12 protein-coding genes are annotated in these 16056 nt (G+C 37.8%); 9 read left to right on the top strand and 3 right to left on the bottom strand.

What is annotated here, in order from left to right; translation table 11 throughout:
* Positions 1-53: 53 nt before the first annotated feature.
* The 3 genes from MR053_RS11110 to MR053_RS11100 all read right to left on the bottom strand — a co-directional run bounded on the left by MR053_RS11110 (position 54) and on the right by MR053_RS11100 (position 5884).
* A complete protein-coding gene (locus tag MR053_RS11110; protein WP_242132504.1) occupies positions 54-1766 on the bottom strand; it encodes a RagB/SusD family nutrient uptake outer membrane protein in 1713 nt (570 codons plus the stop codon).
* Positions 1767-1786: 20 nt separating this feature from the next.
* Complete coding sequence (locus MR053_RS11105; RefSeq protein ID WP_242132503.1) at positions 1787-4855, bottom strand: SusC/RagA family TonB-linked outer membrane protein; 3069 nt, start codon at positions 4853-4855, stop codon at positions 1787-1789.
* A 249-nt stretch (positions 4856-5104) separates the two neighbouring features.
* The gene (locus MR053_RS11100) at positions 5105-5884 is read right to left on the bottom strand and encodes an IclR family transcriptional regulator (protein ID WP_242132502.1); all 780 of its coding nucleotides are present in this window, start codon (positions 5882-5884) and stop codon (positions 5105-5107) included.
* Positions 5885-6004: 120 nt separating this feature from the next.
* On the opposite strand from MR053_RS11100, the gene MR053_RS11095 reads away from it, so the two are divergent.
* The 9 genes from MR053_RS11095 to MR053_RS11055 are packed head-to-tail and all read left to right on the top strand — an operon-like array spanning position 6005 to position 16038.
* Positions 6005-7069, top strand: a complete 1065-nt coding sequence (locus MR053_RS11095) for an L-rhamnose/proton symporter RhaT (RefSeq protein WP_242132501.1) — start codon at positions 6005-6007, stop codon at positions 7067-7069.
* 27 nt (positions 7070-7096) lie between these two features.
* The gene (locus MR053_RS11090; RefSeq protein ID WP_242132500.1) at positions 7097-8245 is read left to right on the top strand and encodes an extracellular solute-binding protein; all 1149 of its coding nucleotides are present in this window, start codon (positions 7097-7099) and stop codon (positions 8243-8245) included.
* A gap of 10 nt (positions 8246-8255) precedes the next feature.
* Entirely contained in the window at positions 8256-9398 is a 1143-nt protein-coding gene (locus MR053_RS11085; RefSeq protein ID WP_242132499.1) for a CaiB/BaiF CoA transferase family protein, read from the top strand.
* Entirely contained in the window at positions 9395-10537 is a 1143-nt protein-coding gene (locus MR053_RS11080) for a CaiB/BaiF CoA transferase family protein (protein ID WP_242132498.1), read from the top strand. Before MR053_RS11085 ends, MR053_RS11080 begins: the two co-directional genes overlap by 4 nt.
* A 5-nt stretch (positions 10538-10542) precedes the next feature.
* Positions 10543-11778 (top strand): extracellular solute-binding protein, encoded by a 1236-nt coding sequence (locus MR053_RS11075; RefSeq protein WP_242132497.1) that lies wholly within the window; start codon positions 10543-10545, stop codon positions 11776-11778.
* On the top strand, positions 11775-12851 hold the full coding sequence (locus MR053_RS11070) for a Gfo/Idh/MocA family protein (RefSeq protein WP_242132496.1): 1077 nt from the start codon (positions 11775-11777) through the stop codon (positions 12849-12851). The genes MR053_RS11075 and MR053_RS11070 overlap by 4 nt, the downstream gene beginning before the upstream one ends.
* A 16-nt stretch (positions 12852-12867) precedes the next feature.
* Positions 12868-13326, top strand: a complete 459-nt coding sequence (locus MR053_RS11065; protein ID WP_242132495.1) for a MaoC family dehydratase — start codon at positions 12868-12870, stop codon at positions 13324-13326.
* Entirely contained in the window at positions 13323-15002 is a 1680-nt protein-coding gene (locus tag MR053_RS11060; protein ID WP_242132494.1) for an alpha-L-fucosidase, read from the top strand. Before MR053_RS11065 ends, MR053_RS11060 begins: the two co-directional genes overlap by 4 nt.
* Positions 15003-15021: 19 nt before the next feature.
* Positions 15022-16038: a zinc-dependent alcohol dehydrogenase gene (locus tag MR053_RS11055; RefSeq protein ID WP_242132493.1), complete on the top strand. Its 1017-nt coding sequence runs from the start codon at positions 15022-15024 to the stop codon at positions 16036-16038.
* Positions 16039-16056: the final 18 nt, after the last annotated feature.

Genomic DNA, 16056 nt, shown 5'->3' with positions numbered 1-16056 from the left:
TACCATAAAATAAACAAAATCTGAAAAAAAACTAACTCGAAGATTAATATTTTCTAATCATATCCAGGATTATTGGTCCAAGCACCTTCCGATGTAACGATTTCACTTCGTGGTATCGGTGCCCAGTACAACCTATCATCCCAAGCGTAAATTGCTGATTCAGGTGTAATCAATCCATAGTTGTATACAAAATCACCGTTGGATAATTTCTCAACCCATACACCTTTTTGTCTTACACCCAATACGTCTTCAGCAATTTTCCAACGACGGATGTCATAAAAACGATGACTTTCAAAACTAAGCTCAACAGCACGCTCTCTTCTATAGGCTTCAACCAAGTCATCTCCACTATAACTTATAGGAGGCATGTTAACTCTTGCTCTAACTGCATTAATTGCATCACGAGCAGCAGCCTCATTACCCAATGCAATTTGAGTCTCTGCATAATTTAGGTAAGCCTCTGCTTTTCTATAAAAAATGTCTGGCGTATAAACCTCTGGCTGCTTATTGTGGTCAATAGGCAATTCTTCAACCGTATGCTTTCTCCAAGCATAACCCGTAAGTGAAATTTCACCACCTTTTGCATAACTATCTCTACCTGAATCATCTGGTAAATATGTTCTACCTGTTGGATCTCCATTACCATCATCTGTAAAAGTTGCCCAAAATTCACAAGTTCTGTCTTTAAACGGTAAATCATTATGGAATACAATATCATAAAAACGTGGATCTCTGTTGGTATATGGATCCTGTGGATCGTATCCAGAAGCTGGATTCACGGTACCATCAGATAATAGAGGCTGCTGACCATTGGTCATATCGAACATATCGACAAACTTTTGAGTTGGCCCAGCGTTTTGCCATCCTGCATAACCATTAGGGAACAATAAGGTATTGGCACCAGATGATCCTCCTTGACTAAGATTTATATTATATTCTTTGGCAAAAATAACTTCAGGATCTAAATAAGCCGAGGTATTAAACATCGCCCCGTAGTCTGAAGCCAACGGATAGGCAGACATATCCATAACCGCCTTATTGGCCGCTGCTGCAGCATTCCATTTGCTTTGATCGTTAGACGGGTTAAATAACTCACTGGCCGCATAGAGCAATACACGTCCTTTCATAGCCATCGCAGCACCTTTACTTGCTTTTGTAGGATGCGTTGTTGTTCCAATACTAGAGTTAATGGTGCGATCTAAATCACCCACGATAAAAGCGACAACCTCATCGATAGATGCTCTAGGAAGCCTTACGTCCTTATCTTCTAAACTATAACGTTGATCTACAATTGGCACAGGGCCATAATATTTCAACAACTCAAAATAATAGTATGCTCTCATAAAGTACATTTCTGCACTTAATAGATCCAGTGCTGCCTGATCAATTGAAGAGCCTTCTATTTTTTCAAAATAACTGTTAATATGACGAATATAGCCATAACATCTATTCCAACGTCCATAGGTAAATCCTTCACCATTATCGGCAGTTACTTGTGCCGTTAAATAATCATTATAACCATAAGTATTTTGAATTTTAATGTAGGACAAATCCTCAAAACCTATGGTTCCCAAATTATTGGCTTCATGCATATGGTAAATGCCTGAATAGGATGCATTTACATAACCAGCTAATAATGCTTGGTCGTTGAATACATCAACCTCTGAAACCGAATCCAACGGCTTTAAATCAAGTGCATCCTCGTTGCACGAATACATGGCGAACGATATGCAAACGACTATAAATATTTTCTTTAATAATTTCATCTTTTAAATATATTTTTTAATTAAAACGTTACATTTAAACCAAAGTTAATCGTTCTTAAGTTAGGATAATCCCAAGTAAGGTTACTTCGTTGTTCAACATCTGTCATACCATATTTGTTCATAGGTGAAAAAGTTAACAAGTTGTAACCACTGGTATATAATCTTAATCCATCTAAACCAATCTTTTCAACCACACGCTTAGGCACATTATAGCCAAGTTCTAAAGACTTCAATCTTATGTAATCATTATCAAAGTAGAAAAAGTCATTATTCCAGAATGAATTGTAATCTGTATGTATCATTGGCCATGGCGCATCTACATTATCAGGAGCCCAAGTGTTGTTTGCAACATATGCTAAACCATTGTTATCTCCAGTAAAGAATGTCCAGAAACTCTTTTTACCTCCAGCAGAACCTTGCCATAACATATCTAAATCCCAGTTTTTATAGGTAAAGTGACCTGTAATACCAAACGTGCTTGTAGGTACAAAAGATCTGTATTGACGTGTTCTATCGGCGTCGTTAATCACACCATCATTATTTATATCTTTAAAGATTAAAGTTCCTAATTCAACACGTCCAGGTGGATGAGGGTAATTATTTAAATCCTCTTGTGTTCTAAATATACCAATAGCGGTATAAGATAAATCGGCACCAATTTGATAACCTTCACGCATTTGATATTTAAGCTCTCTTTCTGGCTCATCTATATCAACAATTTTATTCTTAGAGTATCCATAGGTAAACCCAAGAGAGTAGGTGAAATCTGCTCCTATTTGATCTCTAAAATTGGCCGACATTTCAAAACCTTTATTTTCAGCTTTACCTATATTGGTTTGTGGAATAGGTATACCTAAATAATCAGGTATTACTTCATCTGGTGTAGCAAACAATCCTGATATGTTATCTTTAAAAACTTCAAGTTCTAAAGTTAACTTATTATTAAACAAGGCAGCTTCAATACCAAAGTTGATCACTTCGTGAACCTCCCAAGTCGTATCTGGATTTGAAACTCCTGATTCTCTATAACCCGGTGAAAGTGCACCATTAAACACCGTGTTACCACCTTGAGCATAAGATGACAAATAGTTAAAAGCAGGTACATTATCGTTACCCAATTGCGACCAAGATGCTCTTAATTTTAATGAGCTTATTGTATTACTGTCCTTTAAGAAATCTTCTTCAGACATTAACCAAGACCCTGAAACACCAGGGAAGAATCCAAATCGTTGATCTTTGGCAAATTTTTCAGATCCATCATATCTAAATACCCCTTGTAAAAAGTATTTACCTTTATAGTTATAATCTACCCTAGAAGAATAGTTGATACGCGCATTTTCAGATGCCGAACCATTACTATAGTTTGCAGACCTATCGCCACTACCGGCAGATAACTGATCAGATGATGATGTAGCAAACCTATCATTTCCACCACTAAACCAATCATACTTATTTTTTTGCTTCTCCATTTGAGCTAATATGCCAATGGTATGATCTCCAAATGTTTTATCGTAATTCACACTTAAGTTTCCTGTAAGCAATTGTCCTCTTGAAAAACTCTCATTCAAGCTTGTATTTCCTACTATGTTTTCTCGAGGTGGATCTGTTGGAGAACCATTACCTGTACCATCACCGTACCATTTCCAAGGTTTTCTCCAATCTTTCGAGAATTCATTCGTTAAGTTAGCCGAACCAAAACCAGACAAAGCTAATCCTTCTACACCAGGAATATTATATTTAAAATGAAGCCTAATAGACTGGTTTTGCCTTTCATCTGCATAATAACCAGCATCGTTATTCATAGAAATGTGGCTTTGCCCTACCCTACCCCAAGCAGGGTATCTAGTATCGCCATTTACATAAAACTCACGTAACGGACTGGTAAGTCCTGCTGTTTGAAGTGATCCGGTAAAAACACCTGCTGAAGTCACTACATCTTGATAACGGAAAGACATATCTAAACCAATGTTTAAATTTTCGCTTGCCTTAATGTCAAGATTGGTTCTTATATTATATTGCTTGTTTCCACCTTGATTATCAAACTTATAGGTGCTTCCTTGCTCTAAATATCTAGCAGAAGCGAAATAGGTGATATGTTCACCACCTCCTCTAACATTAATATTTGTATTTGATTGCGTAAAAGTCTGGAATGCATCTCCTACCCAATCATAGGTTGGTGTTGCTCCACTTCTAATATCTGCTAGTTCCTGTTCTGTAAACCATGGCGTATAATCATTGCTCCAACCTGCAGCCTTCCATCTATACCTGTTTAAGTAGGTAGCATACTCAATTCCATTAGCCACCTTCATTACACCTATAGGATCATTTATACCTAAGTTGGTAGACAAAGAAAATTGAGGTTTTCCTGTTTTACCTCTTTTAGTCGTTACCAGTATAACACCATTTGCAGCACGCGCACCATAAATGGCAGCCGCCGCATCTTTTAATACCGAAACGCTCTCAATATCATTAGGATCCAATCGAGACAGACCATCTGCACCAGCTACACCATCTATAACGATAAGCGGTGTATTATTATTAAAACCAGAAACACCACGTATAAGTATGGTATTAGATTCCCGTCCTGGTTCAGCCGAGTTAGAGGTTACCGTTAAACCGGGCAGCCTACCTGTTAAGGCATTGGATAATGAGGCTACTGGAGCAATTTGCAAATCCTCTCCTTTTACCTGTACTACCGAACCTGATACCTCACTCTTTTTCTGGGTACCATATCCAATCACCACAATTTCATCCAATTGTGATATTGTTAACACAACATTTATTGTTGTGTCTGATCCTACTGTAATTTCTTGAGTTTGCATTCCTACATAAGAAAACTGTAGCACATCGCCTTGTGAGGCAGAAATAGTATAATTACCGTCAAAATCGGTTGCAACGCCATCGTTTGTTTGTGTGTTTAATACCGTTACACCGGGCAAGGGCATACCCGAATCATCTGTTACAGTTCCCGAAATATCCGACTGTAACACAGAAGCATCTCCATCTACCAATGCATTTGCATTAAAACAGATTAATGACACTAATACCAAAATACCAAGAAAAGGTTTTTTTAGTTGATTTAATTTCATAAGATTTTTGTTAAATGGTTATTAAATTGTTAGTTAATAAATAATTAGCATATAAAATGCAGTAAGAGTTTTTTTTTACATACGCCATTAGGATTTAGTTTAAAATTAGTTTTAAGGGTGCAATTTAAAAAAATTTATTTATATATGAATATATTATTTAAAATAATTTGTTGGTATATAAAATTTTAACAAATACTTCAATATATGTATTTATAAATAGAAGGCTTAGCGCTAATAAAAACAAAAGGATTAATTGAAATTTATACCTAGATTAGTTTTAATTGATTTAACGGCCTCTTCAATCTTTTTAAGAATTTTATCAGAAGCCAACAGCTCCTGAACCTGCCCAGACAGCATGGTTACCACTAAAGCGCCAAGAATATTGATTTCAGGAATATAAATAGCAAAACCTATGTCTATAACCCCTTTGGTTGTTTCACTCTCCTTTATATAATAACCTTTATTAGTAACCAAATTAATTTCACTAATGTAGTGATCTTTTTCAGCTTGAGGTAATTGATTAAAGTCTACATCTTTTTTTAAATAAATTAATTGCTCTTCTTTTTTTAACTGAGATAAGATAATACTCCCCGAAGTAGAGTTATATAGGGGGAACCTACTACCAACCTCTACCGATAATGATACTGGGCCAGGACTGGAACACTGTGCAACTATTAAAAAATTGTCGTGGTTTAAAATAGACAAATGGCATGATTGCTTACAAAAGGCGGCCAAGTCTTGCATGGGGTAAAATGCGGCAGTCCGTAATGTATATAAAGGCGGATGCCTATGCGATAAATAATACAATTTTAAGGACAACCTATACTTTCCAGAAACTTGATTCTTCATAATATAACCCCTCTCATCAAGACATACTAACATACGATAAATTTCGTTGGGTTTTTTATCAATACCCATAGCAATCTCAGTTTGGGATTGGTCTACCGCTTGTTTTGAAAGGTATTCTAAAATATCCAGTCCCTTGTCTAAAGCAGGAGAATTATATTTAGAAGCATTATTATTGGCCATATCTGTTTAGTGTTTAATAGCGATAAATTTATAAAAATAATATCATTTTGGCATTAATAAATAATTATTTTTCATTATATATAAATATAATATTTATATTTGAATCTTTAAATTTAACTCATGAATTTACCAAGCACAATTACTGGGATTATTTTACACGGCATTGGCGGCGTATCGGCCTCAACTTGTTACCTGCCTTTTGAAAAGGTACGAAAATGGTCCTGGAACAGCTATTGGTTGGTACAGGCTACCTTTGCCTGGTTAATATTCCCAATTATTATAGGATACCTTACCATTCCAAATATATGGCAAGTTTTTAAAGAGGCACCTGCATCGGTGATGTTTAATGCTTTTATATTGGGAGCCATTTATGGGTTTGGTGGTATGGCCTTTGGTTATGCCATAAAACATATTGGGTTTTCATTGACGTATACCATATCTATTGGTTTATCGGCAATATTAGGTACTATAGTCCCTCTAATCATTCACGGGACACTTATAGAACAGTTTTCTAAATCTGGAGGATCTATTGTTTTAATAGGTATGCTGCTCTCCTTATTGGGGGTTATTCTGTGTGGATTGGCAGGACACAAAAAAGAAAAAGATTTAAAAGCAGCCAATAAACTGGAAACAAGCCATTTTAATATAAAAAAAGGACTGGCTTTGGCTGTTTTTGCCGGGGTATTCTCAGCTATATTTGGAATCTCTCTTGAACTAGGGGCTCCTGTCGCTGAAATTGCAGGACAATATGGTGCGGGGCATTTTGAAGGCAATGCTAATTTAATGCTTTCTACCTCAGGAACCTTTGTGACCAACTTTGTTTGGTTTATGGTCATTAGCTTTCGCCAAAAAACAATAAAAGAATTGGTATCGGTAAAGTTGTTAGGCACAAAAGTTTGGTCCCAAAACTTGCTTTTATCCATCTTATCGGGTGGCTTATGGTATTTTCAATTCTTCTTCTATGGCCTGGGCCATGTAAGAATGGGTAATTTTAAATTTGCCAGTTGGGCCATTCATATGGCGATGCTTATATTTTTCAGTTATCTGGTAGGTGTATTAATGAAAGAATGGAAAAGTGTTACCAAACCAACTTACATTGTATTAATTACCGGATTAATTGTTTTGGTATGCTCGTTCGTGATAATTACCTACGGAAGTATGCTTGGAACCCCAACTATTAGTTAAACAATAAAGAAGCGATTAAATTACAGTATGAATAACACCATAAAATTAAAAGGTATTGCCTGGAACCACACCCGAGGGTTCACCTCTGTAGTTGCCACTGCGCAACGATTTGAAGAGTTAAACCCAAATGTGAGAATAACCTGGGAAAAAAGATCGCTGCAAGCATTTGCTGATGCCTCGTTGGATGAGCTGACAAACAACTACGATTTGTTGATTATGGACAACCCCCATGTCTCCATTGCAGCTCGCGACAATAACCTTTTGGCTTTTGATGATTATTTAGATGCTGGATTCATTGAAGAATTAGCAAATAATAGTGTTGGTAAATCCCACGCCAGTTACAACGTCAATAACAAACAATGGACCTTAGCCATAGATGCAGCTACACCCATTGCTACGTGGAGAGAAGATTTAATCAACCAACAAAATATTCAAATTCCTAAGACTTGGGAAGATTTGTTGGAATTGACCAAAACCGGAAAAGTAGCGTTTGCATCTGTTCCCATTGATACGCTTATGCATCACTATACCTTGTGTGCTGCATTAGGGGCGTCTCTTTTTGAAAGCAAAACAGAATTGGCGCCTCGTGCCATTATGATTGAAGCCATAAAAACCTATAAAAAACTGGTTGATTTAGCCCCTTCATATTGTTTAAAAATGAACCCCATACACATCGCTGAACTTATGTCAAGTACAGACGAGATTGTATATAGCCCATTCAATTACGGATACTCCAATTATTCAAAAAAGAATTATGCCAATACCATTTTAAAAGCTGGTGGATTGGTAACTTTTAATGGCAAACCATTACGTTCTGTTTTGGGTGGTGCAGGCATAGCGGTATCTTCTAAGACCATGCATGCCGAAATGGCTATGAAGTATGCTGAATTTAACGCTATAGAAAAAACACAATCGGGTTTTTATTTTGATTTTGGAGGACAACCAGGACATAGGAAATCATGGTTAAATGAATACGTAAACAAGCAAAGTAACAACTTTTTTAAAGACACTTTACAGACACTGGATGACGCTATAATGCGTCCACAGTATTATGGCTATATGTATTTTCAGGACCATGCAAGCCCTGTGGTTCATGAGGCTGTTTCTGGAAAAATTTCTGCAGAAGTAGCAGTAGATAAAATGAACGCTTTATATGCTGAATCGCATAAATTCTAATAAATAGCAAATGAAACCCTTAGAAGGCTTATTGGTTTTAGAGTTTTGCCAGTATATGGCAGGACCTTCAGCTGGATTAAGGTTAGCCGACCTAGGCGCCCGTGTCATAAAAATTGAACGCCCCATAGTTGGCGAAGGGAGCAGGCAACTGGCCATAAAAAACCTTTTTGTTGATGAAAGCAGTTTGGTGTTCCATACCATTAACAGAAATAAGGAATCCTTCGCAGCAAACCTTAAAGACCCCGAAGACTTAAAAAGCATCAAAACCCTATTGAAAGTTGCCGATATCATGACCCATAACTTTAGACCCGGCGTTATGGAAAAAATTGGACTGGATTATGAAACCGTAAGCGCTATAAATCCAAAATTGGTTTATGGCGTGGTTTCGGGGTACGGGAACACAGGTCCGTGGGCCAAAAAACCCGGTCAGGATTTGTTGGTGCAGTCCCTTTCCGGGCTAAGCTATTTATCCGGTTCAGCCAACGACCACCCAACACCCATGGGATTGGCCGCCTGTGATATGTTGACCGGTATGCATCTAACCCAAGGCCTCTTGGCCGCTTTAATACGTCGTGGGAAAACCAATACAGGAGGTTTGGTAGAAGTCAGTCTTTTAGAGTCCACTCTGGACTTTCAATTTGAAGTGCTAACCACCCATTACAATGATGGCGGCAAATACCCCAAACGTGCTAAAGAAGGGAATGCCCATGCCTATTTAAGTGCACCTTATGGTATTTACAAAACAAAAAACGGCTATATTTCCATGGCCATGACGCCATTAACAACCTTAGTACCTCTATTAAACCTTGAATTACCCGAAGCCTATAAATCTACAGAAAGCTGGTTTGAAAAGCGTGATGACATCATGGATATATTACGCTCTATTTTTATAACCAAAGACACCGAAGCATGGCTAACCATTTTAGAAGCTGCAGATGTTTGGTGTTCCAATGTGTACACCTATAAAGATATATTGGAACATGACGCTTACAAAGTGTTGCGCATGGATCAGTTAATTAAAAATTCTGATGGTCAAGTTATACGCACAACACGCTGCCCCATCAGAATTGATGATGAACGCTATTATAATGAAAAAGCAGCCCCAAAAGTTGGCGAGGACACTGATAAAATAATTAAAGAATTCAATTTATGAAGCCCCTTGAAGACATATTGGTTGTAGATTTAAGTCAGTTTTTATCAGGGCCTTCAGCAAGTTTAAAACTCGCAGATTTGGGAGCGCGTGTTATTAAAATTGAACGTCCAGAAATAGGCGACATATGCAGAACACTTTATGTGTCTAATGTTAAAATGAATGATGACTCAACCGTTTTTCATGCTATCAATAGAAACAAAGAAAGTTTTGTTGCTAATTTAAAAGATGAAGAGGACTGCTCCAGAATAAAAAAGCTTATTGAAAAAGCCGATGTGGTTATTCACAACTTCAGGCCTGGCGTTATTGATCGCTTAGGGTTGGATTATAAAACCGTTTCTAAACTAAACCCAAAAATAGTTTATGGTGAAATATCTGGTTATGGTCCAGAAGGGCCTTGGAAAGACAAACCAGGGCAAGACCTTTTGCTCCAATCCCTTTCCGGTCTAACCTGGCTTAGCGGTAACGAACATGATGGTCCAGTACCCATGGGGTTGGCGATTGTCGATATTATTTCAGGTGCCCATTTGGTTCAAGGTATTTTAGCCGCGTTAGTACGTAAAAGCATTACGGGCAAAGGCGCCAAAGTAGCAGTAAGCATGCTGGAATCCATATTGGACTTTCAATTTGAAACCATCACGACGTATTATGCTGATGGCGGACAGCCCACAGTAAGGACCAATAGCAATAATGCCCATGCCTATCTGGGCGCACCCTACGGCATTTATAAAACAAAAGACGGATATTTAGCTTTGGCCATGGGGCAAATCCCCGTGTTGGGCGAACTTTTGGGTTGTGAACAACTAACAACATATCAAGACATTAACTCTTGGTTTGATCAAAGGAACGAAATAAAAGAGGTGCTGTCCGAGTATTTGGCTACAGACACCAGCCAAAAATGGCTATCCATCCTAGAACCTGCCGATATATGGTGTGCAGATGTGATGGATTGGGAACGATTAATGAAGACGGAGGCCTACCAAGTGCTAAATATGGAACAAGAAGTAAAAATGGGAGATGGTTTTAAATTTAAAACAACGCGGTGTCCCATTAGGATAGATGGTGAAATATTATTATCTTCAAAAGGTACACCTGGTTTAGGAGAACACACTAAAAATATTGAATTAGAATTTAATTTATAGTAGTCATGAGTAATAAAATTAGAATTGCCGTTCGGAAATTTGGACCCTTTGAAACTGCCTTACAGAAAACTTGGGATGCATTTTGTAAAACACATCATTGCACTATGGAACTAGAAGCAGTTCCCATGGATTTACACCCGCTTTATGATGCCACGCTTGGTAAAGAGAATGGCTTAGTAAATGGCGATTGGGATATAGCTCATATCAATACCGATTGGATTACAGAAGCGCAACACAAAAATGCCTTAGAGGATTTAACACCATATATTACATCAAGTGCTCCACAAAATTATCCTAATGGCTGGTCCGATTCGTTACTACATATGCAACGTTTTGAGAGTATGGTACTTGGCCTTCCTTTTCATGATGGCCCAGAATGTTTAATATACAGAAAGGACCTGTTTGAAGACCCTAAAGAACAACAAGATTTTAAAGCACAACACAATAGAGACTTAAAACCACCCACCACATGGGATGAGTTTCATGAGATTGCACGTTTTTTTAACCGACCAGATAAAAATTTATATGGTTCTGTGTTTGCTTTATATCCTGATGGACATAACACGGTATTTGACTTTTGTTTACAATTATGGACAAGAGGCGGGAATTTATTAGATAAAAACGGGGAAATCAATATTAACACCAACGAAGCTATTGAAGGATTGGAGTTTTATAGAAGCATTATTAAAGACACTAATGCCATGCACCCAAAATGCAATGATTTCGATTCCGTGAAATCTGGTATGGCCTTTGCCAATGGCGAAATAGCTATGATGGTTAACTGGTTTGGTTTTGCATCGATGTGCGAAGTATATCCAGACTCCAAAGTAAAAGGATGTGTAGATATCACCCATGTGCCCGCTGGTAAAAATGGACAGGGTGTTTCCTTAAACGTCTATTGGCTTTACACCATTGCTAAAGGCAGTAAAAATAAAGATATTGCCTACGATTTTATAAAGTATGCCGTAAACCCCGAAAATGATAAATTACTCACCCTAGAAGGTGGTATAGGTTGTAGAAAATCGACTTGGACAGACCAAGAAGTAAACCAAACCGTGCCGTATTATCATAAATTGGACATGTTGCACAGCAATGCCAAAACCTTGCCCCGAAAAATGAACTGGAGTAAAATTTCTGAAGTCATAGATGTTATGGTTACTGAGCTCTTTAGCACCGATAAAAAAGTAGCTCAACTAGTTAGTGAAGCACAACAAAAAATTGACACCATAGAAAGCCCATGATACCTATAATATCAAAACCTAAATTACCTAAAACCAAAATACCCATTGTAATCATTGGAGCTGGAGGCATTGTAAAAGATGCCCATTTACCTGCCTATAAAAAAGCAGGTTTCCAAGTTATTGGTATATACGACCTCAATCCAGATAATTCAAAATCATTAAGTGAGCAATTCAATATTAAAACGGTATGCCATACTATTGAATCCTTGGTTGAATTAGGAAAAGAAAACCATGCTATTTTCGATTTGGCTGTCCCAGCATCCGAAATCACAAATATACTCCCTAAATTACCTAATAATTCTTCGGTTTTAATACAAAAACCTATGGGAGAGAACCTCCAAAATGCTGAGCATATTTTATCTATTTGCAACTCTAAAAACCTAACTGCCGCTATTAACTTCCAGTTGCGTTTTGCTCCTTTTGTAAACGCTGCTAGATCTATAATCAATTCTGGTGCTATTGGTGAGGTTTATGATATGAAGGTAAAATTATGCACTTACACGCCTTGGCATCTATGGGATTTTTTAGCCAAAATTTCACGTGTTGAAATTTTATACCATAGCATCCATTATATTGACGTTATACGTTCTTTTTTGGGAGATCCAAAAGGCATTATGGCAAAAACCGTTAAACATCCAAGTTCTAGAGTGGCCTCAACAAGAAGCAGTATTCTATTCGATTATGGAGACGAATTAAGTGCCTCAATTAATACAAACCACGATCATAACTTTGGAAAGGAACACCAGGAAAGTTTTATAAAATGGGAAGGCACCAAAGGCGTTATCATTGCCAAAATGGGACTACTATTGGATTACCCCCATGGCGTTCCAGATGCATTTGAATATTGTGTTTTAGATGATCAGGGAAATCCTGAATGGCATGTGGAAACCATTGAAGGCAGCTGGTTTCCAGATGCATTCATTGGCACTATGTCCAATTTAATGCGATTTGTAGAAGGGTCTCAAGACGTATTGACTTCTTCAGTTGAAGATGCTATAAAAACCATGGAAATTGTGGAGATGGCCTATCAATCGAGCGATTCGGGAAAAAAAACGTTAATGGACAACACATAAAATTATCAAAAAAAACATGAATTTCAAAACCCAATTTTTTGAAGATTACCAAATTGGCCACCACAGGGAAACTCTAGGTAGAACCATTACCGAAACCGATATTGTGATGCATGCGGGCCAAACCGGTGATTTTTTCCCACATCATATGGATGCCGAATGGTGCAAGACCCAATCTTTTAAAAAAAGAATTGCTCATGGCACACTTACTTTTAGTATTGGCATAGGCATGACTGCCACTGAAATAAATCCAGAAGCTTTCTCTAAAGGCTATGATAGATTGCGTTTTATTAAACCGGTCTACATTGGAGACACTATACGAGTCGTAGTAACCATTAGTGACAAAAGTGATTCCAAAAAACCACATTTAGGACAAGTTACAGAGCACGTTGAAGTGTTTAATCAAAATAACGATATCGTCATGGTTTGTGATCACATCCTTTTGGTAAACAGAAAAACAGACAATACACAGCAATGATAAATTTTCGCGATATTATATTATTTTATACACTTTTCTTTTTAGCATGTATTACGGGACATGGCCAGAAATTGGCAACACCCACTGAAGCACAATACAACTGGCACGAACAAGAGCGTATTATGTTTATCCATTTTGCACCAACAACCTGGTCTGAGGTAGAACAAAACGATCATTCGGTACCCTTAGAACGCATAAACCCAACAAAATTAGATACCGATCAATGGTGTGAGGCCGCATTGGCCTGGGGTGCCAAACAGATTATTTTTGTTGCCAAACATTCTGGTGGCTTCTGTTGGTGGCAAACCGACACAAGTAATTACGGCATAAAAAATACACCCTATAAAAATGGTAAAGGGGACGTATTAAAGGAAATATCAGAATCCTGTAAAAAATATGGATTAAACTTAGGTGTTTATATATATCCTGGCGACAAAACTTGGGGCGCCATGCTTGGTGGTGGCGGTAAAACACAAGACCCAAATAAACAAGAAGCCTATAACAAAATTTTTAGAACCCAATTAACCGAAGTTTTGGCAAACTATGGTGAAATGACCGAAGTTTGGTTTGATGGCAGCTGTGTTATAGACATTGCCGATATCATGGAAAAATACGCAAAGAATGCGGTTGTTTTTCAGGGACCTCATGCTAACCTGAGGTGGCCGGGAACAGAATCTGGAAACTTAGCTTATCCTGCATGGAATTCGGTAAAAACCGAAGACTTAAAAACCGGGGTTTCTACCCAAATACACGGCACACCAAATGGTGATGCTTGGGCACCTTTGGAAACCAATACGACCTTATACGACCACTATTGGTTTTGGTCGCCAAAGAAAGTACTGCGTAGAAAATCCCTTGACGATTTAATGGAAAACTACTATAAATCTGTTGGCTATGGTAGTGTTTTTCTATTAAATGCCAGCCCAGACACCACGGGTTTGATTCCTCAAGGGGATATAAAACTTTATCAGGATTTTGGAAAGGAAATAAAACGCCGATTTGAAAAGCCGTTGGTAGAGGTCAAAAACATAAAGGGCAACTCAGTAACCATTAAATTTAACGAACCCACCAAGATTAACCATGCCATTACTATGGAGGATTATCGGCATGGTGAACGCATAAGGGCCTACACCATAGAAGGATTAGTGAACAATACATGGGTTGAAATCGTCAATGGTATTTCCGTAGGACGCAAAAAAATTGATTATTTTGAAGATACTGAAGTTACCGAATTAAAACTCAGTATAACCAAATCTGCAGCAGACCCCATCATCAGATCGTTTTCAGCATATTACGTCAATGATTTCACCCCTCCAAAACAACGTAAAATGCACGTCTATGCAAGACCACAAATAGTCCATTCCTGGAATACAACCGATTTGGACGGTACGCATCTGGAACTAAAAATAAACTTAAAGGATAAAATCAATATCCCCGGACAATACATTTTGGAGATAAAGCCCAATGACGGGAAAAAAGTACAAATAGAACATGCTGCCATGTACTACAATGAAAACAAAGCCTTGGATGAATTTATCCAAATTAAGAGCAACCAATTGTACGTAAACCAAACGGCACAGATTACGGACCACAGCAATTTATATGTCGTCCTTAAACTAAAATTTGATTCGCCCTGCAGTGGTGAAATTACATTCAAGCCAAACATAATACATTAACATAAAAGATAGCATATCAATGAAAGCTACTGTTTATACAGGAAATAAAACCTTTAGTGTTTTAGAAAAAGAAGTAGAATCTCCTAAAACAGGAGAAGTCAGAATAAAAGTGGCCTATGTGGGTGTTTGCGGTACTGATGTGCACATCTACCATGGCATGATGGACCAACGTGTAAATATTCCGGAAACCATAGGACATGAAATGTCTGGAGTAATCGATGCCGTTGGTGAAGGTGTTTCAGGGTTTTCAGTTGGTGATAAAGTTGTCGTTCGCCCTTTAGATGATCGCTTGGTAAAACCTTCAGATAAAGGCTTCAATCATATTTGCGAAGATTTAAAATTTATAGGTATTGATAGTCCAGGCGCTATGCAAGAATATTGGAATGTTCCTGCCTTCACATTGCACAAACTAAATGAAAACACCGATTTAAAACTGGCAGCATTAATCGAGCCGCTTTCAGTAGCAACTCACGATGTTCGGCTTAGTGGATTGACCAAAGACGAAACGGCAGTGGTTCTAGGTGGCGGTCCCATTGGATTACTCGTTGCATTGGTGGCTAAGGAAACCGGTGCGCAGGTGATTGTTTCCGAAGTGAACGAAAAGCGTATTGCCAAGGCACAATCCATGGGCATTGAAGCTGTAAACCCCACAAAAATTGATCTCGTTACATACGTAAGAGAAAAAACAGAAGGTCGATTGGCCGACGTGGTTTTTGAAGTTGCAGGTGTACAACCAGCACTGGATATCATGACCGAAATAGCGGGTATTCGAGGCCGCATAGTCATGGTCGCCATCCATGGTCAGCCTAAACCAGTCAATCTTTTTAAATTCTTTTGGAAGGAATTAAAGCTGATTGGTGCTCGGGTCTATGAAAAAGAAGATTACGAAAAGTCAATTGCATTAATCAGTGCAAACGAACTTCCGTTTGAAGATATGATAACAGATGTTCAACCATTATCAGATATTCAACAGGTTTTTGAACGTATTGATCAAAATCCTGATGGTATGAAAGTTTTAATGGATTGTAGCTTATAATGATATAAAAAATTAATA

The sequence above is a fragment of the Aestuariivivens marinum genome (assembly GCF_022662175.1).
Classification (GTDB): Bacteria; Bacteroidota; Bacteroidia; order Flavobacteriales; family Flavobacteriaceae; genus Aestuariivivens; species Aestuariivivens marinum.
Note: the sequence above shows the minus strand (reverse complement) of the source record. Positions and strands in the feature narration are given on the sequence as shown.

Excerpts from the sequence above, each read along its gene's own strand:
- MR053_RS11110 (WP_242132504.1), bottom strand. The coding sequence starts at position 1,766 with ATGAAATTATTAAAGAAAATATTTATAGTCGTTTGCATATCGTTCGCC.
- MR053_RS11105 (WP_242132503.1), bottom strand. The coding sequence starts at position 4,855 with ATGAAATTAAATCAACTAAAAAAACCTTTTCTTGGTATTTTGGTATTA.
- MR053_RS11100 (WP_242132502.1), bottom strand. The coding sequence starts at position 5,884 with ATGGCCAATAATAATGCTTCTAAATATAATTCTCCTGCTTTAGACAAG.
- MR053_RS11095 (WP_242132501.1), top strand. The coding sequence starts at position 6,005 with ATGAATTTACCAAGCACAATTACTGGGATTATTTTACACGGCATTGGC.
- MR053_RS11090 (WP_242132500.1), top strand. The coding sequence starts at position 7,097 with ATGAATAACACCATAAAATTAAAAGGTATTGCCTGGAACCACACCCGA.
- MR053_RS11085 (WP_242132499.1), top strand. The coding sequence starts at position 8,256 with ATGAAACCCTTAGAAGGCTTATTGGTTTTAGAGTTTTGCCAGTATATG.
- MR053_RS11080 (WP_242132498.1), top strand. The coding sequence starts at position 9,395 with ATGAAGCCCCTTGAAGACATATTGGTTGTAGATTTAAGTCAGTTTTTA.
- MR053_RS11075 (WP_242132497.1), top strand. The coding sequence starts at position 10,543 with ATGAGTAATAAAATTAGAATTGCCGTTCGGAAATTTGGACCCTTTGAA.
- MR053_RS11070 (WP_242132496.1), top strand. The coding sequence starts at position 11,775 with ATGATACCTATAATATCAAAACCTAAATTACCTAAAACCAAAATACCC.
- MR053_RS11065 (WP_242132495.1), top strand. The coding sequence starts at position 12,868 with ATGAATTTCAAAACCCAATTTTTTGAAGATTACCAAATTGGCCACCAC.
- MR053_RS11060 (WP_242132494.1), top strand. The coding sequence starts at position 13,323 with ATGATAAATTTTCGCGATATTATATTATTTTATACACTTTTCTTTTTA.
- MR053_RS11055 (WP_242132493.1), top strand. The coding sequence starts at position 15,022 with ATGAAAGCTACTGTTTATACAGGAAATAAAACCTTTAGTGTTTTAGAA.